At 32.0% G+C, this 21,298-nt stretch carries 23 protein-coding genes; 5 read left to right on the top strand and 18 right to left on the bottom strand.

The window, feature by feature from the left end:
- Positions 1–546: 546 nt before the first annotated feature.
- A complete protein-coding gene (locus tag BM305_RS08310) occupies positions 547–807 on the bottom strand; it encodes a hypothetical protein (RefSeq protein WP_177214631.1) in 261 nt (86 codons plus the stop codon).
- A gap of 42 nt (positions 808–849) precedes the next feature.
- Between BM305_RS08310 and BM305_RS08305 the strand changes: the two genes are divergently transcribed.
- The 4 genes from BM305_RS08305 (at position 850) to BM305_RS08290 (ending at position 3,818) form a co-directional block, all read left to right on the top strand.
- Positions 850–1,224 (top strand): helix-turn-helix domain-containing protein, encoded by a 375-nt coding sequence (locus BM305_RS08305; RefSeq protein WP_092560230.1) that lies wholly within the window; start codon positions 850–852, stop codon positions 1,222–1,224.
- A 364-nt stretch (positions 1,225–1,588) separates the two neighbouring features.
- A complete protein-coding gene (locus BM305_RS08300; RefSeq protein WP_092560229.1) occupies positions 1,589–2,971 on the top strand; it encodes a sensor histidine kinase in 1,383 nt (460 codons plus the stop codon).
- Complete coding sequence (locus BM305_RS08295; RefSeq protein WP_092560228.1) at positions 2,949–3,659, top strand: LytR/AlgR family response regulator transcription factor; 711 nt, start codon at positions 2,949–2,951, stop codon at positions 3,657–3,659. The genes BM305_RS08300 and BM305_RS08295 overlap by 23 nt, the downstream gene beginning before the upstream one ends.
- Positions 3,660–3,674: 15 nt before the next feature.
- Positions 3,675–3,818 carry a cyclic lactone autoinducer peptide gene (locus tag BM305_RS08290; protein WP_092560227.1) on the top strand — a complete coding sequence of 48 codons (144 nt, stop codon included), beginning with the start codon at positions 3,675–3,677 and terminating at the stop codon, positions 3,816–3,818.
- 157 nt (positions 3,819–3,975) lie between these two features.
- On the opposite strand, the gene BM305_RS08285 is transcribed toward BM305_RS08290, so the two are convergent.
- The 14 genes from BM305_RS08285 to tnpA form a co-directional block, all read right to left on the bottom strand.
- Positions 3,976–9,669 (bottom strand): P-loop domain-containing protein, encoded by a 5,694-nt coding sequence (locus tag BM305_RS08285; protein ID WP_092560226.1) that lies wholly within the window; start codon positions 9,667–9,669, stop codon positions 3,976–3,978.
- A gap of 155 nt (positions 9,670–9,824) precedes the next feature.
- A complete protein-coding gene (locus BM305_RS08280) occupies positions 9,825–10,253 on the bottom strand; it encodes a YolD-like family protein (protein ID WP_092560225.1) in 429 nt (142 codons plus the stop codon).
- Between the two features lie 223 nt (positions 10,254–10,476).
- Complete coding sequence (locus BM305_RS08275; RefSeq protein ID WP_242940495.1) at positions 10,477–10,866, bottom strand: DUF3841 domain-containing protein; 390 nt, start codon at positions 10,864–10,866, stop codon at positions 10,477–10,479.
- A 107-nt stretch (positions 10,867–10,973) separates the two neighbouring features.
- Positions 10,974–12,494, bottom strand: coding sequence for a hypothetical protein (locus tag BM305_RS08270; RefSeq protein ID WP_092560224.1), 1,521 nt, complete (start codon positions 12,492–12,494; stop codon positions 10,974–10,976).
- Positions 12,495–12,866: 372 nt separating this feature from the next.
- Positions 12,867–13,298, bottom strand: a complete 432-nt coding sequence (locus BM305_RS08265) for a hypothetical protein (protein ID WP_092560223.1) — start codon at positions 13,296–13,298, stop codon at positions 12,867–12,869.
- Positions 13,299–13,791: 493 nt separating this feature from the next.
- Positions 13,792–14,259 (bottom strand): Site-specific recombinase, encoded by a 468-nt coding sequence (locus BM305_RS19005; RefSeq protein ID WP_177214630.1) that lies wholly within the window; start codon positions 14,257–14,259, stop codon positions 13,792–13,794.
- A 65-nt stretch (positions 14,260–14,324) separates the two neighbouring features.
- Positions 14,325–14,507 (bottom strand): hypothetical protein, encoded by a 183-nt coding sequence (locus BM305_RS19000; RefSeq protein WP_177214629.1) that lies wholly within the window; start codon positions 14,505–14,507, stop codon positions 14,325–14,327.
- 52 nt (positions 14,508–14,559) lie between these two features.
- Complete coding sequence (locus BM305_RS19745; RefSeq protein ID WP_330393442.1) at positions 14,560–14,907, bottom strand: hypothetical protein; 348 nt, start codon at positions 14,905–14,907, stop codon at positions 14,560–14,562.
- The gene (locus BM305_RS08250; protein ID WP_092560222.1) at positions 14,864–15,079 is read right to left on the bottom strand and encodes a YodL domain-containing protein; all 216 of its coding nucleotides are present in this window, start codon (positions 15,077–15,079) and stop codon (positions 14,864–14,866) included. The genes BM305_RS19745 and BM305_RS08250 overlap by 44 nt, the downstream gene beginning before the upstream one ends.
- Positions 15,057–15,197 carry a hypothetical protein gene (locus BM305_RS18995; RefSeq protein WP_177214628.1) on the bottom strand — a complete coding sequence of 47 codons (141 nt, stop codon included), beginning with the start codon at positions 15,195–15,197 and terminating at the stop codon, positions 15,057–15,059. The genes BM305_RS08250 and BM305_RS18995 overlap by 23 nt, the downstream gene beginning before the upstream one ends.
- The gene (locus tag BM305_RS08245) at positions 15,181–15,915 is read right to left on the bottom strand and encodes an IS66 family transposase (protein WP_092560221.1); all 735 of its coding nucleotides are present in this window, start codon (positions 15,913–15,915) and stop codon (positions 15,181–15,183) included. Before BM305_RS08245 ends, BM305_RS18995 begins: the two co-directional genes overlap by 17 nt.
- 18 nt (positions 15,916–15,933) lie before the next feature.
- Positions 15,934–16,119 (bottom strand): hypothetical protein, encoded by a 186-nt coding sequence (locus BM305_RS08240; RefSeq protein WP_092560220.1) that lies wholly within the window; start codon positions 16,117–16,119, stop codon positions 15,934–15,936.
- A gap of 140 nt (positions 16,120–16,259) precedes the next feature.
- Entirely contained in the window at positions 16,260–16,634 is a 375-nt protein-coding gene (gene tnpB, locus BM305_RS08235) for an IS66 family insertion sequence element accessory protein TnpB (protein WP_092560219.1), read from the bottom strand.
- Positions 16,628–16,963, bottom strand: a complete 336-nt coding sequence (gene tnpA, locus BM305_RS08230) for an IS66 family insertion sequence element accessory protein TnpA (protein WP_092560218.1) — start codon at positions 16,961–16,963, stop codon at positions 16,628–16,630. Before tnpA ends, tnpB begins: the two co-directional genes overlap by 7 nt.
- 213 nt (positions 16,964–17,176) lie before the next feature.
- On the opposite strand from tnpA, the gene BM305_RS19325 reads away from it, so the two are divergent.
- Positions 17,177–17,428, top strand: a complete 252-nt coding sequence (locus tag BM305_RS19325) for a hypothetical protein (protein ID WP_092560217.1) — start codon at positions 17,177–17,179, stop codon at positions 17,426–17,428.
- Between the two features lie 91 nt (positions 17,429–17,519).
- On the opposite strand, the gene BM305_RS08220 is transcribed toward BM305_RS19325, so the two are convergent.
- The 3 genes from BM305_RS08220 to BM305_RS08210 are packed head-to-tail and all read right to left on the bottom strand — an operon-like array spanning position 17,520 to position 21,076.
- Positions 17,520–19,397, bottom strand: coding sequence for a DUF3732 domain-containing protein (locus tag BM305_RS08220; RefSeq protein ID WP_092560216.1), 1,878 nt, complete (start codon positions 19,395–19,397; stop codon positions 17,520–17,522).
- Entirely contained in the window at positions 19,394–19,852 is a 459-nt protein-coding gene (locus BM305_RS08215) for a three component ABC system middle component (protein ID WP_092560215.1), read from the bottom strand. Before BM305_RS08215 ends, BM305_RS08220 begins: the two co-directional genes overlap by 4 nt.
- Positions 19,853–21,076, bottom strand: coding sequence for a hypothetical protein (locus tag BM305_RS08210; RefSeq protein ID WP_092560214.1), 1,224 nt, complete (start codon positions 21,074–21,076; stop codon positions 19,853–19,855).
- Positions 21,077–21,298: the final 222 nt, after the last annotated feature.

Raw genomic sequence — 21,298 nt, 5'->3', positions numbered from 1 at the left:
TAATGTAACCATTAAATATTATGTATCTGTCCACTCTGCTTTTATCTGGACTTGTGACCAGTACAGGCAAACCTGTAGCAGCATTAAACCCTTTTCTGTGTAAGTACAGAAAAACCTTTTTCAATGTAAATATAACTTTGCATGTTATTGGCGGTGTCCAGATCGTTTGGCAGCACCATCTTTTTCATTTATGTGCCTGCTCCTCCTATCACGTAATTAGAACACAACACATCAGGAAGAAAAACGAGACAAACTTTACAATAAAACACGGTTCCAAACTTCCTGGCTCCTTCAGCTAAATAGAATTGTCAAAGTTCACACGTTTTCTTTTCAGTATCCTTTTTAAACAAGATTGATTTATAAAATAATTTGCTATCAATCTTAAGCAAAACATTAATTATAATGCTCTGCTGAAAAGTGATAGCTACTTTTAATTAAGCGATACTAATATGAGGGGAGTCTAGTATCAGTATCGCTTATTAGGGGAGTATGTAAATAAGGGGTGTGTTCTCGGGAAAGCCTTTCACAACAACATGTCGGGCTTTTTTATCTGTTGTTAAACCCATTGTCTTTTTTCTTTTCTTCAATTAAATTTTCGTATACCTCTAATTGCCCTTCTAACCTGCCTTTTTGTCTTTCAGTTAGCTCATCCCAAATTAGTGAAGCTTTTTCTAAATATATTTGCTTATCATTTAATTGCAAATGAATCACCTCGTAATGTTCTTTAAGCACATTATAACGTGTGTTAAACACATTGTCAACCTTTTCTTGGTGTTTTAATAGCATAAAAACATCTTTAATTGACACATATTTTCTAATATGCTATTCTTTTTCTTAGGAGGTGCGAGCGTGAAAGTTTATGAACGTATAAAACAATTAAGAACAAGCGAATTGAATCTAACTCAAGAAGAATTTGCAAAAAGAATTAACATGAGCCGATCCAATTTGGGAAGTATTGAAATAGGAAGAGTGAATGTTACTGAGCGTGTTTTTCAGGACATTTGTTTTGAATTTAATGTTAATGAAAACTGGCTTTCAAAAGGAGAGGGGCATATATTCAATTACCTTTCACCTGACGAAGAATTAGCAGCTTTTATGGGCAAACTAATTTCTGAAGATAATAATTCTGCAAAAAAGAAATTTTTTATAGCTTTTTCAAAACTTCCAGATGAGCTTTTTATCCAACTATATAAATCTTTTGAAGAAATATTTCAACATGAGTAGACCCAGAATCTACTCATGTTACTTCATATTTTTAATAAACCAATATATAGTTCTCCTCTTAATTGGGCTTGCATTTATAAGCCAATTCTTTAAAAACTCTGCTATCATTTCATCCTGATTCAAACAATAGACCTCCCTAGTGTTTATCTTAAATGTTTTTTAATTAGTTCAATTTTATTCTAATATTTTCAATATTTCAATATAAGCTGTATTCTTTGTATCTCTAGTTTTCAATTTTTACACTTTTCAGATACACTTATTATAAAACTTGTACTATTTTTCATCATAATTTGCATATTACTAAATTGACAATTTGTTGTCTTTCACGTACTATTTTAATATAGATATTACATGAGGTGAGTGAATGAAAAATATAATGCTAATGATTATTCTTTGCAGTACATATGGGTTGAATTCCTTTGTTTTTATTCTCTTTATGTATAAATTCTTAACATTAAAGTCCAATGTTCCAAAAATAATTTTACCTGGGCTATGGAGCATTGCATACATATTAGTTTTAATCAAACAATACATATCATTTAATGTAAATACAGTTGTGGGAGATTTATTAAATTTATCTTTTATCATAATAGTTTTCCTATATCTGATTATTTGTTCAAAGCTATTTTTTAATGGTTCTTTATCAAAAAGAATATTTGTCCTTGGACTTATGTATATACTTTCTGTATTTACGGATATTATATCCTTTGCGGTATGTTCCATATGTTTTCATGCTTCAATTGAAAAATTTTCAGTGTTGGGTTATCCAAATGCTATTGCTACAATTATGTCTGTAACCTTACAAATAGTTATTGCATTATACGGTTCCAGATTTAATAAATCAAGTCGCAATTTTTGGGGAGTTATTAAAAATTATAAAGAAATGAGTTTTCTAATTGTTTTTAATGCATTACTTTCTATCCCTAGTATTTTATTATTTAACAACCGCTCCGCTAGAATCAGTATCGTATTAACTGTTGCAGTTCTTCAGATAACGATTGGAACTTTGTGCAGCATTTACAGCGTTTTTCTTTATATTAAGAAGTCTAAGAGTGAAAATGAATATAAACTTAAAATGATTGAACTGGATAAGGATTATCAGCTGAATGAGCATATTTCAGAGAATCTTAATTCGCTCCGACAGTTACGACACGATATGCGTTCACATTTTCAATATATTAAATCATTGTCCCAGGAAGGAAAAAATGATTTGTTAAATAAATATATTGATTCTATCTGCTTAGATATTGAAAAAACAAAAGATATTTTAACACTCAATAATAAATTACTGTGTGTAATCATTCACGAAAAAAAGAAACTGGCTAAGGAGAAGAACATTCAATTTGAAACAATTATAACAATGGAAAATTTCGGCATGCAGGATATTGATTTGAATTCTCTTCTTTCCAATATTCTTAATAATGCAATTGAAGCTGCTGAAAAAGTTTCCATATCAAATAGCCGATACATAAACTTTAGTGTTAACTGGATTAATGAACATCAGTATTGTATCGAATGTGAAAATTCCATAAAGACTAAGCCATACATTAATCGACGCGGAGAACTTGTTACATCCAAGTCAAATAAGACAGAACATGGTCTTGGACTTAGTATCATTCGGAAAATTTCAAAAAAATACGATGGCTATACGGAAATAGATTTTGACGAACAGTATTTTTTAATTAGAGTAGTCATTCCACTTAGTAAAAAGGAGGGTGCTTCACATGAATATTCTCATTCTGGATGATGACAAGCTTAATTTAGAAATTAATTATACTTGCATAAAGGAACTTTGTCAAAAATACAAATTGAATCCAAAAATATTTAAATTCAAGGAAATCAATAGTGATTTTAAACTATTACTTAAAAATGAAGTTATTGACATTGCATTCTTAGATATTGACCTCTCCAACGGCAACACTAATGGATTACGAATTGCCCAGCAGATAACTAGTAAAAATAAATACTGCCTAATCATTTTTATTACAAGTCATGGTGAATATGCTCTGGATGCTTTTGATATTCTTTCATTTGGTTTTCTTCAGAAACCTCTCAATCCTGAAAAATTTGAAAAACTTTTTGTCAAAGCAATTGTTCACTACCAAGGTCTTTATAAAAAATCTCCAGACGAAAGTATCACTTTCACACACAATAGAGATAAGATCACTATTTCACAATCATCCATTGTGTACCTGGAAAAAATAAATCAGCAAGTTAAAATAGTGACAAAAGCAGAAGAATTTCTTATATACGACACACTTAAAAATATCAAGGAACGACTAACAGATAATTTTCTTGAAGTCACTAATGGTATTTTAGTTAATAAATATGAAATACTACTAGCCAACAGGACTACCGTTCGCATGAAAACAGGAGAAGTCTTCTTTCTATCACGTTCACAGAGAAAAAATTTTTCAAATAAAATTTCAAAATGAAAGGTGGCGAAAATTATGAACTTACAAAAGAAAAGAAATGAAAGAACCATTCAATTTGCAGAAACAATTTTAAAAGCCAACGTAAATACTGCATGCTTATTTTGGTTCCATCAGCCAAAGATTCCAGAAGGATTAACAAAAAAATTTAAGAAACACTAAAAAGAATCCAGGATGCTATTGTTTTAGTTTAGTATCCTGGATTTTGACTTGGAGGCATTCTTCTACTCATTTAAATTATTTGCTTTTAATGATAACTACTCTGTCAATATCCACTTCCAGTCAAAGTTATATCACTTTTTAATTTTTCAAAAAAGCTTTAGTATTGTCTGTTTTTTACATTTGTTTGTATGTAGAGTTTTCCATATGACTTTACTAATTTTTTAACATATTCTGCACTCATCAAAAGTTCTTCTCCTTCAACAAGCGGAATCTCTTTATTAGAAAATTCATTGTTGCCATAATATTCACCTCGCCAAGTATGAAAACGAATTACAATATTATCGTCACAATCATATCCAACAAACTCCATCTGTTCACTATCAAATATAATTTTAGTTATAAATAAATTAAAAATCTCATCATTTGGCCATAAAAATATCTCATCTTCAAAATCATCCTGATTTTTCGTCATGATAATGAGTGCATTCTGATTTTCATCTACATAATCCGTAAAGCCAATTCGAACATTTTCATTTACTGGTACACCATCAGCTTTTGCTTTTACCAAAGCTCTATATATCTCACTCTCTTTTGTTTCATTATATGCTAATGTTCTTCTCATTTCATGAAATGCAATAGAGATAAAATCTTCTTCAATATCATTTAATATCTCTATTTTTCCTTCTTCATTGCATTTGTAAAAATTATGATTAGGTATTATACTTCGTGCTCGCTTATAATAACACAGTAACTTAAAATCTATTAGCATATCCCCGCATAATGATTCTATAAAATACTGCTTCCCATATATCTCATACAATTTACCTATAATATTTTTCAATAATATTGATTTTCCAACTGTATTCTTTACCCTAGTTTTACGGTAATTATCAAAAAATCCTCTCTCTTTTTCCATATTTTCTTTACTGCAGCATATCCTTATTACATCGGTATAATCCAGATCAACGTCATGTAAAAGTTGTAACTGCTTATTAAAGTAAACCCACGCTTGTCTCTGTCCATCGGTTATATTTTCCTCAACAAAATCTTCTACCATTAATTCATATGATACGTTCTCTTCCTCTATTTCAATCATGTTACCAATTATTAAGTCAATCATCATATCTTTATGACCATAAAGTTCCTCTAACTCTGATTTGAAATTTAAGACGTACTCCTCACCATATAACTCCATCCCATGTAATATGGACTGCAGTACTGCTAATTGACTTATATAATTAAACCTTTCAAAATTTCTTAAAAACCATTTTACCGGCATTATAGTTCTTTCATCTTGGTGAGAATCAAGTGAATCTATTAAATACGATATTGATGATAACATTCTTTCCTTTTCACCATGAATTAGTCGACCTAAAATAACACACGATAGCCCTATATCCAGTGAATGTTCATTTTTAATCTCTAAATCGTACTTCGCTTCATTGGGTAAACGCATCTTCATAACATCGTAAGTATTACACCACATTTCTGATATAATCTCATTATCATACTGAATTTCCATCAATGCTGCCATCAAGTTAGTGGTAATTGTAACTCCTAATTTAGCCATCTCTATATATAGTTCATCAAACAATGTATCCAATGCCGTTACGCGATCATATGTTATAGCTTTTGAAAATGACTCTTTATCATGTAAGTTTTGATTCCATTTGCTTTTTGATGCCGTAAAAATCAAGACATATCCATAGGCCTTTATTTTTTTATTTAATCCAGCGTTTTCCAATATGATTTTAATATAATCTAAATGTTTATCATAATTATAACTAAACGGCTCAGCATGAACCATAGCACAAATAAGCTGCATAATTTGTTTTTCTTCTAATAAATTATTTTCTTCTAATAAATTATTTTCTTCTAACCAATATATCACTGCATTAATAATATCTTCAGTTACAATATTGTTTGAAAGCCATTCAAGCATATTATCAAACGACATTGAAGAGAAAACAGGTATAGTACTAATTTGTAGCGTTTTTCTTGTTTCACACTTTGCTTTAACACTTATACTTCTCCATTTCAGCAACCATGCATTTAATGTTTTCACATTTATGCCAAATTGATCCCCTATAGCACTTAGTTCAATCAGACTTTCCATATCAATGCCAGTTTCTCTATGCATATATTTAAAGTTTAGTCTAGAGATAATATTGATGTACATACGCCTTGCATCTTTTTCTTTTCCACACTTCATCAATTCTCTAATAGCTTTTACAGAATACTGAATAATTGAATTATTCATGCTATTAGGCAAAGCTTCTATTAGATATATGGCCTGAAAACTACATCCATTGCTAACCATCCATTCTATCAGATCCTCTATCATTTCTTCCACAATCCAGCTTCGTTCCCACCGCAATTGAATTTCACTTAAAAAGTTAACTGCATAATTGGTATCTGTCATTAGCAATTGACTAAACCACCTATTTAAAAATCGTTTTGTTACTCTACCATCAGTATGACTCAAAACTGCTAAAGTCATATCAGTGATTTTATTTCGATATTCAATAGCTTTTTCGGTTTTTATATTATAGAAGAGTGGGTATGAATCGATCACTTGCTCTAAAGATACTTCTTTGTGACTTGAATAACACAAACTATACTTAATTCCTTCTTTATAATACTCGTTTGCAATATCCAAATTTCCAATTTTCATTTCCATGCTTGCTGCTTTATAGCAAAAAGAAGAAATTGTTCCGTATAACCCTCCTTCTTTGGCCGATGCAATAATTTTTCTAACTACTCCCATCACATACTCACTATTATTTTCTGCAAGTATATCCTTAAGAATCTCCATCAATTTGTAGTCAGGTAATGGTCCTACTAAAGAGCTATCTAAAATGGTAGTAGTTTCTTGCGAAATAGTAAATAGTATATCAATAATTTGTTTCCAGGCTTGTTTCGTTGTAATATATTTTAAGGGCTTAAGCATAGATTCTTTTATCAATTCTGAAGCACCATATAAATCACAAGTGCTAGGCTTTCCCTTAAACACATCCGTATCCTTTAACAACTGCTGATATATTTCTATAATTTTTTCCTCACTGTACTCACAATTGCCTTGCCTTACTGTTTCACTCATTTCTATCATTTCTAAGACAAATATACACCAATTGTAGAACCAATTAATATCCGCAAAATTCTTCAATGCTTTTAGGTATATACGGTTTTTATTATTTCGAATTGCTTTTCCAATACTTTTAAAAAAATCCACTAATAATGAGCTGTCATCCTCTCCAATATGCCCAATATTACGAATACGTTCAAGTAAATCTAAACATTTTTGTTCAGCTACGTATTTCTGACCGTATAACCAGTCATTGGCTTCGTCATACGTTTCTTTCCACTGTTTTAAATTATATTTCTCAATTTTATATGCTATTTCATCGACCGTAATATATGTTATGATTTCAGAGAATATTAATTTTCGAAAATTTGAATATCCTTTTTTATTCATCTTTTTCAAAATATCATCAATTATGTCTATCCCGTTTTTATCTACAACATATCTCACATAATACTTCATCTCGTCTAAAGATATTTGCTCTTTATTTTCCCAGTATAAATTCCACCAAGTGTTTCTTCTTCTTTTTGAGCAAATATAACATCCTTCTAAACCTTCCTTTAAACCATACGTTGCTTTTCCGTTAAATTCTAAAATAGAATTTAGCCTTTCTATTCCATGAATATCGGCCAATGCTTCCATGTAATCTTCATTAATACTTTCTATTTCATACATTGTTAAATCTAACATGTTTCCTATTTCAGAAAGTAAGGCAATTTTTGAAAACTCTTTTACCAAGCAAGCTGATTTTAAGAAATACCTATAATTTTTGAGAATACTTTCTCTGGAATATCCAAAGTACATACTATCATGAACATAGTTTATATTTAGGTATGCCATGACTTTAGAATAATCCTCAATACTTACCAGTATTTCTAATAAATTATGAAAGGATTTCGGTTTTCCAAATAGTCCATCTCTATCCAGCCATTCAATGATGTCTCTATAGATAATCTTTTTTACATCGCCTCCTTTTTCACTCAAATAATCAACAATAAATCTTCTAAAACTCTCATGATATATTATAATACCTCCAGAAATCACATTAGTTCGCAATACAGGAGAAATGTTTTCCAAAACCGTATCGACATTGTCTCCCAAACCAGTAATTTCTTTCAGTTCTTCATTAGTGACATAAAACTCCAATCCTGCCAGTGAATATAATATAGCGTCAAAACTGACTTGTACAAATAAATAATGATAATATTCTTTTAAGCCAATTGAGTATTGAGGTAATTCTCTAAATTTATCTTCTTGAAATATAGCCATTTTTTTGATTTCTTTAACCAAATAACTAATATACAACGCATTACCATTTGACTTTTCCTGGATGGCAGTTAGTACATCTATTCCAGATGCCCATATCTCATTTTTTATATTACACTTTTCTAGATAAAGACTTGTTTGATCTTTCCCCCAAGCATTTATTTTTAAAGGATAAAATCCATTTTCATAAAAGGTTTCATATATAGTTAGCGGTTGTGAAGAAAGTAAAACTCTTATATTAGCTGATAACACAAGATGATAAATGGAATCAATAATATCAGTCTTCCCCTTTTCTATGTTACCTTTTTTAGATTCATAAACTCTTTCTATATGGTCAAGACCATCCACAATTAAATAGCATTCCTGATTTATATGTTTAAATAAGCTTTCTACTTCCTCTTTATTTGCTCCGTATGTAGATTCTTTAAATTCCATTAATTCTGGAAATTCTTCCAATATTTCATGAATTAAATTTCCATAAAATACATCTTTTCTTATCCTTCTTAAAGAATTAGAATCATCCAAACTTAGATAACAATTGAATCTTATCACTTTCTTTTTTCTTCGCTTAAGCTCCCTAACAAAATCCTCTATGAACCATGATTTTCCTGCTCCAGGTTCACCTGTGAATATGATCTTATTATTATGCTTTAAGCATGCCAGTAGCCTGTCTATTTGTTCTGGATCTCTAACAAATAGGCCTTCGTCAATTTGAAAATTATGCTCTATTTTCCCATAATTAGTTATCAATCCAACCTTTTGTATTATATCCTCTACTGTTGTTCTTCCACCCTTAGCTCGAATACTTTTTACATAGGATACAAATCTATATATAAAATCCTTTATTGAAATATTGTTAGGATATATTCCTACTCCCAATTTCTTTGCAAAATCAAATAGGATATTTTCCAACTCTCCTGGACTATCTAAATCCAAACTAGCTTTCGGATAATTTACTTCAATACTAAAATTTTCACAAAATAAAATAAATTCTTTTCTGTCTATTTCTGAAGAAGCTTTACTAAACCTATTCCATCCACTTTTAGGTTTCTTTCCTTTAGGCCATATTTTATCTGGTAATATTTTGTAATGCTTGTTACTAAAGGCATTAACATGTATCTCCTCTTGAAGAACATCCAATATATCATCAGTTTGATCCGGCAAGTCCCAAGCCACGCATAATTTAAAAGTAACATCCCCATACTTCTCTTTTAGTTCTTTCCATGAAAAAAACAAAGTATCTAGAGCTGTATCGTGACCGTTTCCATTTGATAAATCATAACGCGATAACTTATGTGCAACATCTTCATTACTATATTTGACCTGAATACACTTAGCCATCAAACCATCAATTATTTTCAAATCATCAAACTTATCATGCTCTGTATCCTTTTTATCAATAAAAAAAACACTTTTAGTACCACTGATTATTTCCTGTATTACATAACCAACAGTCAAATAGTCTTGATATTCATATCCTTCGTGAGCTGTACCTAATGCCAAAGTAATTCCCCTCTTCTAATTTTATTATTAAGACGCCTTTTTCGAATGTCTTCTTTGCATAAACCTTTTTCAAATAAGTATTTCCTGTAATTGTACCACAAACTCAACCACTATATTCTACATATCTAGAATATAAATTCAAATTTTATCCGTCTTTATCCATCATACATAGTTTTGAATATCTGCCCATCTATGCTAATTATTTCATCAATGGGTATTACTGTGCCATCGGTCATAATGATAACCCCTTCATATTTGTCTATCTTTTTAACCTTACTGATAGTAGTAACATAGGCACCGCCATTCTTCTTCACATCCGGCTGAAAGTAGGTAATTTCGATTTCAGGATGCTCTTTAATCCGATCTGCTATGGTTTGTAGCCTATCGCTTAAAGCACCCTTTCTATATTCATCCAATTCTATTCTCTCATCTGTCAATCTTGCTGTTTCTCTGATAGCGGCATCATAACTGGTAAATGCAGCGAAGGGGGAAAATTGAGCCGCTCGGTCAATAGCTGTCATCCGCGCACGTGTCGCTGAAACATGGTGCGGTAAATTGATGATATCGTCATATGTCCTCGTCATGCCTTGTGCCCTCCAATTTGTCTATTCCGGTCTGCTTTGCATAGTTTTTTTATGTAAAAATCAGTATTATAAATTCAAGTTTATCGAGATATAAAATGTTCGGCTTTTATCACCCATTCCCATCTAATTTCCCATAGTGTAGCTTGTGTTGTAAGGAATGGATGTGGCTCTCCATCATAACTACAATCTATATTAAATATATTCTCCCATCTTTTTTGCTTTTCTACTTAGGAATAAATGGTTTCTCACAGTACGGAAATATGATATCTCCGTTATTCAAAACCACATGCCAATAATCAAAATCAGAGAGCAATACAAAATTATCTGGGACATCTATTGTTAACAAAACAATTGGAGAGCCCTTCGTTCCCCAGTTGCGACCATGGATTCTCATATCAAGCCTTTTTCGTTTTTCTTCCCACTGATACCATGCCCATACAGGAAAGATAACACCTTCCGGCAAATTACCGATATGTTTGATCATTTGGCTTGATAACCATAAATAGGTTTCTTTAAAGGAATCGTCACAAATGCGTGCTTCATTTGCTCTAAGCACTCCTTTTTTTCTCATTTCTTCATATGCACACTTATGCTGTATTGTCCATAAAACCATAACACCTCCATAAACTGCAAGAGAAGCGCTTTTGTATTAGGCGCGTACCTTAGAAAAAATAAATCACTGCACCACAGCCTCATCAGATCATTGCGCAGCCTCTTAGTTCAATCAAATGTAAAGGATCGGAATCCAATTGCTGTTCCCATGTACTGAGCTTCATCAATAATAAATCTATTATCTTCCATATAGCCAACAACTTTTATGAAACAGTTCTCCCCACCATTATCATAGTATTCATGGTCAGTATAAGTCTGTGTAGAAAATGAGACATAATATACAAGAATTATATTATGTTCTAACTTTACTACTGTTTCCAGTTGTTCAACTATAATATCATCTATTCGGTCAATAGTTCCCCATTCGCCAAATTCTCCAACGAGCTCCTGATACAGTTTATCATCCCATATTTTTTGGCATACTTCTTTTAATACTCTGTCGGACTCAATTTCAACTCGAATGGTTTCGTCAAGTTTTGTTATGTTTATGCTATTGAACCAATAGTTTTTTTTATACCAACTAATCAATGTTGAATAAATCAATTCAATAGTATCCGTTTGTGATTCATCAAGGTATATTTTTTCCAACAATTCTTTTCTTTTTTTAGTTCCTGTAATCATAACAAGCACATTTACAATCTTTTCAATGCAATGTAACAGTGCGTAAATATCATTGTTATTAACAAAGGAATTATTATCTAAAATTTTATAAATTATCTCTTCATTTTTAAATGATATATATTGTTGATTATTCAAAAGACCATATACATACAAAGTAGCATTAATTAAATATTCCTGTACAATATCTTCGATAATATTTGTTCTCTTAATTACAGTTTTAATTTCTTCATTCTTTTTGATTGTTTCTAAATAGCAGATGAGTACATCACAAATTTCTTGTTTAAGATAAGAAATGTATGTTATATAGTACTCATCATCTATATTGCAAAACATGTCCTCTTTTATTACCATCACATTCAATATAGACATTGTTAATTCCAAATGTCTAATTTCATTTCCCGTCAAACTTTCATAATCTCTATTAGAATATAATTCTAATAAATTAGATATAGTGGTAATTCGCCATGCCACATTTTTTCCTATAAGCTGTTGTAATATTTTCTTATACTTTTCAGATGTAACAAAATTATCAAATTTTTCTTTTTCGTCTCCAGACAAATGCTTCTGTAATATTGCAGTAACAATTGGGGTAAGAGTTACCACAATCTGCTCCACTGATTCTGTTTTTAGTTCAATCTCATCATGTGTTAGCGCATTTCGTAACTTGCTCAAGTTTAAAAAGCCATTATAAGCATATTGATCAATTTGTTCATCATAGATGACAATTACCCTTTTAACAGTCTCATCAAAACTAATGGTATAATCAGTATTTTCCTTCTGATTATTTCTATTCCAAATTTTTCTATCGAATGCTGCATTTACCCAATTATTCATATCCCTATAGATTAAGCATTTACTTTTCGAATACAGAATATGTTTAAATAAAACTTCAATTGCATGATGAAAATTAATAATAACAGCCTTTAATTTAAATTCATTTTCACCTCTTTTGTCTAGTTCTACTATTGCTTTTTGATAAGAATCAAATCCATTTTCAAATCTATTCATATATCTTCCCAACTTTCCAAAATCAAAATTGCTATATCAAGACAGTACCCCATCTTATCCAATCAATAATGTAGTTTCTTTAGATAGCAACACCTCAATTTCTGGCTATGCAATCAGTCCTTAATTTTTTATATACTCAAGAATATCTCTAGCACAGATTTCCATTCCGCATTCTTTCCTGATACTTCAACAACAATATTTCCTTATTTTATTTCTTATACTACACCCATACAATACCAATTTATTTCTCTGTTCAACTCCCCAATAGGCAGATTTTTCAATCTAGTTAATTGAGATAATTCGCAGTATTAAAATGGCAAATTCCTGTTTATATATTTGATAAGTTTATAGCTTTTAGTTCATATAAATAAACTATAATGACTCATGCCCATATTGGCAGGCAACACAAGGATCTTCTAATTCCATAAGCTCCGCCTTTACAGGAATATCAAGTTTAGCAGCCAGACAAGTTCGGTGTTGCCCATTATTACAAGAGTAATGTCCACAAGAATGCTTAAATATCAAAATGCCTGTCCCCTGGTGATGCACGAATCCATTCTTTAAAAGAGATAAAGCCAAATTACTGCATTTGAAACCGTCACATCTTTTTTCAAATTCTTCAAGATCGTCTTTATATTGAAAAATTTCTTCGATATTGCATTTTCCTGTCCGTAATTTTTCACATGTATCTTTTGTAAAATTGTAGTAGAATATTTTCTCTTTCGGGTAGAAATCAACCTCTTCTATCCCTACTGTTTCGAACTTTTCAATATTTCTTTTTTTAAAAAATCCATGAATTCCCATATGTAATTGCCTCCCTAAATTTATCTTTCGCTCATATACTTCTTCTTTTCATCAAAAGTCACTTTCTGTACTTTTGTATCGGGATACCCCTATATTCTCCAACAGAAAATACGGTTGCTCTTCATCTGTAAACTTATCTTATAAATTTCATACCGTGCTTATTTGCCATTATATCTTTTTAGCCTATACCTATTATAATCCCATCTCTATATTTTCACCAGCATACACTTACAACTCTTTCAAATATTGGAGAAGAGAATTTTTGAAAACAATTCATGTGCCTTATCAAAGGAAGTTCAAATCTGCGTCTCTTCTACATGGATTATTTTCCCATTCCACGATAATACAAAAAAACAGCTAAATTATCCACCATCTGTCTGGCATCTCCCCTCTTACGCCAACAATAAAACGCCCGATCCCTCCCGGCATTTTATTCTTACCGTAAACCGGCAGGAATAACCTTTCTCTATTCCATTGTCATTTCTGCCGGTTTTTAATCATAACTGATATTCTGCTCCATACAGATTCCTGATTGGAACTGTATCATCAGCTTGTCGGCAGAGACTACTTTGATGGTCTTTATTAATCTTCTTACAAGGTCGTTGTCAAACTCTGGTATCTTGTAGGTAATGTTTTGTATGAAGTTATCCATATCCTTAATCCGTTGCTCATAATTCTCTTCCAGCCTTTCCTTTCGTTTAACTTCCATTTGCTCATCTTTTAAAACATTGATTTCTTCCACTATCTGCTGATATCGTTTATCAAACGCCTCACTATAGGAACCTGCTTTGGCATTCTCAGCGATCAATGCCACCATCTCCTCCTGCTTTTCCCTGATTTTAGCATCATATTCGTCCGGTTCTTTACTCTGTCCATAACTTCCAATTACCCTTATGACATCCTGCCGGAAAGCTCCCACAAACTCTCCTTCGTTGCTTACAATCCTATGTATGGTTTCCATAACTGCTCTGTTTAATGCTCCCTCTTCCAGTGTTTCTGAATTTCCGCAGCTCTTAACACCGTTTGTCAGACGGTTGGTACATCTCCATACAATCTTTTTTTTCCATTACGTGCCCAGGTTACCCTACGGTACTCATGACCGCATCCCCCACAGATTACGATACCGGTCAATGCATAGGCAGAAGAATATTTGCTTTTCTTATTTTTCTTTCTTGTTTCAGCCGACTTGCATAGGGATGCTCTTCTCATGATTTCTTCCTGTACCCGGTAAAAAAGTTCCTTTGGTATAATGGGTTCATGGTCATCCTCTACATAATAATATTGCGGTACGATTCCTTTGTTGATACACTACCTTTACTCCGCGTATGGCAAACGCACCGCCTATGTTTACCGATGCCGTTGCCTTAATGCTTTCATTTAGTCGTATGGAATGGATACGGACATCCAGCAGTGATGCCGGATTCTCCTGATCTGCGACCCTTTGTTCCTGCGCCTGCTTCTTTTCGGGAGCTGTCTCCCCTGTTTTTCTTTCTGCCATAATTTCCTCCATTTGATTTTCTGCTGAAAAAACACCCTCTGATTTTGATGGTGTTCTTCCATATGTTCTACTGCTTAAATGAAATTTCTTTGAAACTGGTAAGATCCACATAAAATTTCCTGCTAATCTCTCCTTCCGTAAGTACAATGATATCTGATATGGAAAGCGTGTGTCCATCCAATTCCTTTGGGGGATTCCACTGGAATTGATCCCAGATGGCTTCCAAATCAAAAGACCCTGTTTCTCCTTCATATACCAGTTCATACTCCGCTGCCTGCGGCAATCCAAATCCCCTTTTTTCTCTCTGCCAGACTGATAAACTGCATTAAGATCAGACTGTCTTTCTTTAACTGGTAGATTCTTAATGTACCTTTCCTTGTAATCTCACCCCCCTCTGCCACACTTCCTTCTCCCTGTGAGAGCCGGTCGTAGACTCCCTGCCTTATTTCTACCTCCAATCCTTCCTTTTCTCTTAAGAAATCTCTCAGTTCCTTTCGGTCGAACATAGGCCTTTCTGTTCTCTTCTTTGTTGCACTGGATTCTTGTCTCATCCATATGCAGCAATTTACAGAACATGAGCTGTTCATGAATCTTATGATAAATTGGAGACAGCCATTCTTCACTGCAGCGTATGATGGAGTTTGCCATATCTGCTCTTGTAAGTACCAGTCCCATATGGAACCAGTCCTTCTCCTGCCGGTTACACGGAAGCCCCATTACAAACTTCTGATACATGACCTGTGCTGCCATGGATGGTGTTGAAATGGAGTGTGACAGAACTGGTACAGGGATTGCTGCCTTTACAAAAACTGGCGTTTGATTTGCACTATCCTTTGTCCCGCAGTTTTCACATTTTGCTACCTGACGCACGATCTGTTTTACTTTCAGTTTTGCAGGAATGAATTCTACTTCAGTCCTTATTAATTGTTTCCCAATGACTTTTAACTGACTTCCACACTTTGGACAGGTATCCTCCGGATTGATAATATATTCTTCCATCTCTTTGGGTAATCCAGAAAGCATTTCTTCCCTGATTCCAGATTTGCGTGGAGTCTTTTCATGACTTTTGACCGTAATCTTTTTCTGTTCTTTCAACAGCTCCTGTGCTAATTCCTGCACGGAATCAAACAGGCTTAATTACCCATCCGTCTGTGTCTTCTCAAAAGAAGCGCCAAAAATTTTCTTTCTTGCATGGAGCAATGCCTGGATCATGTTGTCTATCTGGATACGCTGCTTTTCAATCCGTTTTTTCTGTTCTTCTATAACCTGTTCTTTTTCGGCTAAAAGAGCACGCATTTTTAGGAGTTCTTCCTGTTCAGTCATGGTATATTGTTCCTTTACTTTTTACTAAGACAAGTATACCATAAAGCAGCCGTTTTCACCATGAAATCAAGGGGTCTGAGTAGCAGAAAAACGCCGATATTTAGCTGGTTTTAGGGCTGTTTATCGTCATTTTTTCAGAATTAAAAGCACGCATTATGGATGTTGATTTTTACTTCATGATGTGCTTTTTTCTGCTCGATTTCTAATCCTTCCAAGAGCCATTCTACCTGTTTGCTGGTAATTTCTTTTACCATTTCAGAATCTTTTGGCCATTGAAATTTCATTTTTTCCAAAAGCTTCTTATGTGCCAGAATAAACCCATTCTTATCATACCTTAACAGCTTGATAGAATCCCGTTTTTTATTACAGAAGATAAATATACTGGACTCTAAAAATGGATCCATTTCAAACTGAAGTTGTACAAGAGAAACAAGACTACTGATCTGTTTCCGAAAATCAGTTGCTCCTAGCGCAAGATAAATATGTTTTGTATCTGTTACCAGACGATTTAACATTGTGTCACCAGCCTATGCATCAGTTCTGCAACGATTGGTATATCCGCTGACTTTCTTATGGTAATTGAAAAATCATTCCATGTAATTACTAAATTATTTATCTTGTTTTCTTTGGAAATTAAAACAGCCTCTGAAGAAGGAATGAATACTTCTACAAAAGTATTCTTTTTTTCTTTTATTTGCTTGCTGTCTTGGATTTTTCGGTGCCAATAATAATAGGCATGTCTGGAAATATTGTTTTCTTCACACCAGATATCAACTTTTTGACCACTAAGTTTTCTATCCGAGAACCTTTTCTTCCATAATTCAATGGATTCTTCTGTATTCATAATGAACCTCCCTAAATGTCTTTTAGGAAAGGATACCAATAAAAACACTGTTTAGGAATGACGCTATGTTTTGACGCTTACGCTAATAATCAGTGCCTATTGTACAATAAAATACAGAAAATTGTGATGCAGAAAGGTGTTCCAAAAACACAGATATTTGTTGCCTTACCTCTATAAATGTGTATAATGATAATTAAGAGTTGTTAAGCAAGGGTGTGCATTGGTTCGAATCCAATTATCACTGCAATCATTCCACTTATTGTAGCCATACTAATGTATTATTTTTCAGTCTTAATGACAGAAAGGCCAGGGATGATTATGAAACTATTGGGTGCTTTTTATTACACGATTTCTTCACTTGCAATCAGCATTATTAGTGGAATGAGTGATATAGCTCAGTTGGTAGAGCTACCTGTTGAACAGAGGTCATGCCTCTGCTTAACAGCTTTTTCTATTGTTGCGTGACCTTTCGTGACAGTGGCTCTAAATCATGGTAATGATTATAGCAGTTCTAAATACTTGCTTCCTCGTATGCAAACAAATACCTTTTATTATCCTAATTATTTTTGGGAGGAATAAGTGCATTATTTGTCCCGTCAAATATTTCCACCAAGTGAATGTTATTACATTCTTTCCATGCATCCGTCGAAACATGTTCAAGTAATATAATTTGAAAATGTTGGTTTTCACTTAAAATATTATCAAAATAAGTATCCATCAGTTTAAAAATCTCTTTGACTTTATTCCAGTCATCCTTTTTAGAGAGGTTTTCTTTGCTCTTATTATAGTCAAATGTACTGTTGTTAAAATAAGGTCTACTTGGCTGGTCAACTATTAAGAAAGGCAAAATATATGGAACCTGATTGTTTATTATTAACTGATGCATCCCTAAAAACAAACACAAGTGCATAAACAGGTGATCAGAGCTGCTTGTAATATTCGCTGTAGTTGTTGCCTTACTTTTGCGTAATTTTAGAACCTTTTTGTTATAGTCAAATGTTGCTAAGTATGCACCATATTCATCCAAAGCAGATTCGGCAACTTTTATGTATGTTTGCACATAATCATTTAATGCGTCAATCATGGTTGCTTTGCTTTCTTCTGGGGAATTGTATACATCTTTTAATTCCAGAAGTTCCTTTTCTTTAGCTCTAATTGATTCATCAACTGTATCCGGTGAATGTTCCTGATTAATTATTTTCAAAAATTCTGTTTTTATTTCACCAATAGAGATAAGGCGTTCTTTGTCATTTTTAACCGTATCATCGATATCTGGCATTAACTCCAGTTTTGCCCTTATACAACTTAACTCTTTTTCAAGTCCCTCTATTTTGTCATCAACGCCATATTCAAATGGCATTTTATCTTTTATAGCTTTTTTAATATTCCCAAGTTCAAATTCAAGAACATTAAGAAATTGTCTATATTCATCATTAGAAATATTATCTGAAAACGTACTGTTAATATATTTTATAGGCTTAAGTGCAACTTCTTCCGCACCTAAACTTTTTTTATATGTCGCATATCGATTTTTAAAACGTCTTAACTTAGTAAGCTGTATTTCAACCTTTTGCTTTTTTTGTTTCAATTCTTCAATTTCTTTGTTCTCTTTAACTTCAACTAGTGAAAGATTCCCTGTCGCTAATATGTTTTTAAGATCTCTTACACATTCATCAAACTCTATCAAATTAGGAGAAATAATTTTTGCTTCCTTCGCTTTTTTTATAATAATGCTTAGGCTTGTAGTTCGATTTTCAATCTCTTTTTCTAACAAGTTTTTATCTTTTTCAAATTTCTGTATATCTCGCTCAACGATAGCAATTTTATCTTGTATCATCAAATTTTCAATAGTAGTAATTCCTAAAGCCAAATCAAAAATACGTGGTAATGCCTCTCTATACCTAGAAAGATCCATTTTATCAAAATAATTTTTACTATGGTCAATAACATCTCCAGATAACGTATTAAATAGCATAAAATATCTATAAGATATTTTTGAGTTCTGCTTTATAGTTTTACCACCATATCCAAATGTTACTTTTGTATTTATTGAAAATTCTTGCTCAATAATTTCCTTTAGTTGAGATTCACCTATAGTTGACCATGGTAAATCTGGAATCTCTCCAACTGGCGAAAAATAATAGTCTGTGGACAAATTTGTTTCGTTTTTAAATTCACCACGTGCTATTGTATATAATTTCTTATTGATATGAAAATTCAACCCATACCATAAAACATTTTCGCCAATATGCTCATATGAAATATTACTCTCACTTCCACACAAACAGTAATCTATGATTTCAAGAACTGCTGTCTTTCCAGTTTTACTGTTACCAGTAATAACATTTACTTTATCATTCTTAAATTTCAAAACTCTAGGATCACCATTTTTTAACCATAAAATTATTTTCTCAATATAAAATGTCATATTCATAATTCAACACGCAAGCTTAGATACAAACTACTTGCCGCCTCCCTCGTTAGTATTTCAACCAAGTTACTACTAGTAGCAATAATATCTTGTGCGGCTTTACCTAATGTTTTTTCATTAAAATCGAATTTATCACCAGTAAAGAGAAGATTATTGTTTTCTATATGTAATAATTTTAATTGTGACATCAGCAGAATAGAATTAATTGACAAAGGTAATTTTTCTTGAAACCTCCGATTAAAATTTGAGAAAACAATATTTTGCTTTACCATTAATTCTTCAATGCTTCTAACCTTACTATTAGCATTTTTAAGATAATCTCTAATACTTTTATAACTCAACAAAGGTTCTATCAATAAGCACTTTGTTGTTTCCAATTTCTTTGTATTTCTCAAAACACTGAGAATAGCTATTCCTGTTAAGATTTCATTGCTCTGAAACGAATGTATGCTTTCCATTTAGTACTTCGCCTCCCATTCTATTTTCCATCCAATCTTACTTTCATTAGATAAATAGTAAAATTCACCATTACTTAAATCTATTCCTAAATCGGTGGTAAGCATTTTAAGTTCCTTTACTCTAATATCATCCAAGCAATTTAATGCATTAATATTGTTTAGTGCCAAATTAGTTTTAGTTAATCTATGTGATTTTTTGTGTAAATTCTTCCAAATAGAGATAGCTGCTTTATGAAACTTTTCCAAATCAGAATTTGTAATTTCTCCATCAATATACCATTGATTTAGATTCATCTGTACATTAAGCATAAACTCTGAAAATTCCGCTACTTGAGATAAATCGTCAGCCTCTATTTCACCAATTTCTATCAATTCTTTTATAAAAGTCTGTTTAAATAAATCATCTGGAAATACTGGTTTAAAGAATCTTACGGGCAAGGTTGTATTACGATTTTTTTCAAAAATGCAGGTGTATTTTTTCATCCATTCATCAAATGTAATTATTTGATGTTTTCCCGCCTTGACATTCTTAAAAAAGTCCTGTTTAAGTTCAGAAAATAGTTCATTGAATACATCGTTAACTCTATCATTTGCAATCATTTTTCTTTGTATATTTAATTTGATACTTGCAATTATTTCATTGCCAGTATCTATAAAATGTAGCTTTTTAATGAAAGATTCTAAAACATTTGAATTCAGATCCAAGATATCATGAATATGACTTTTTATGTTTTCATCTTTGGTATTTTTCTCTAAATCAGACAAATAATCTATCACTTCTGAATATTTCAATTTTCTATTCATAAATTTATTGATATTAGAAATAAACTTATTTTTAGATATGTTCTTATTGGTCGCAAGAATAAATTCAGTATTTTTTAAATATGTTAATTGAGCCTTATTTGTTTTCCTTGCTTCTGACTTATCACAAATAACCTTACACCAATTTGATAATGATTTCCATAAATCATCATCTTTATCTGTAAGATTAGTCGGAATTTCCTTTGCATTTTTTTGAACAGTATGCTTTAGTTGGACTAGTTGAATAATCACTTTCGTATTTGAGGGTAATTCTATATGAACATCATCTTTTGCTTCAAATCCAATTGATTGTCCAGCATCTAATTTTAAAAGTTCGTTTATGAAATAAAAGTATTGAAAATCAAAACCTATAATTTTTGTATCTGCTGAAGTCAAATCATATCTGTTTTTTTCCTCATTCACATAATCACCATCCCAACTTATTTTAAGTATTGAACTCTTTTATAGGCTTCTTCATAAGAAGATGATTTTTCCTTATAAAAATTCGTTTTTTGATATGATATTTTAGTAAGTTCTTGTAATTGTGTATTGAATAATATTTTTACTTGTTGTACAACTTGTTTTCTAATAGATGCTGCTTCTTCTTTGTTCTTTGTTCTTTGTCAAAATTTAATCTCTAATCAA

Origin of the sequence: Anaeromicropila populeti (assembly GCF_900112775.1) — a bacterium.
GTDB lineage: Bacteria > Bacillota > Clostridia > Lachnospirales > Lachnospiraceae > Anaeromicropila_A > Anaeromicropila_A populeti.
This window is presented reverse-complemented; position numbering and strand designations above follow the sequence as displayed.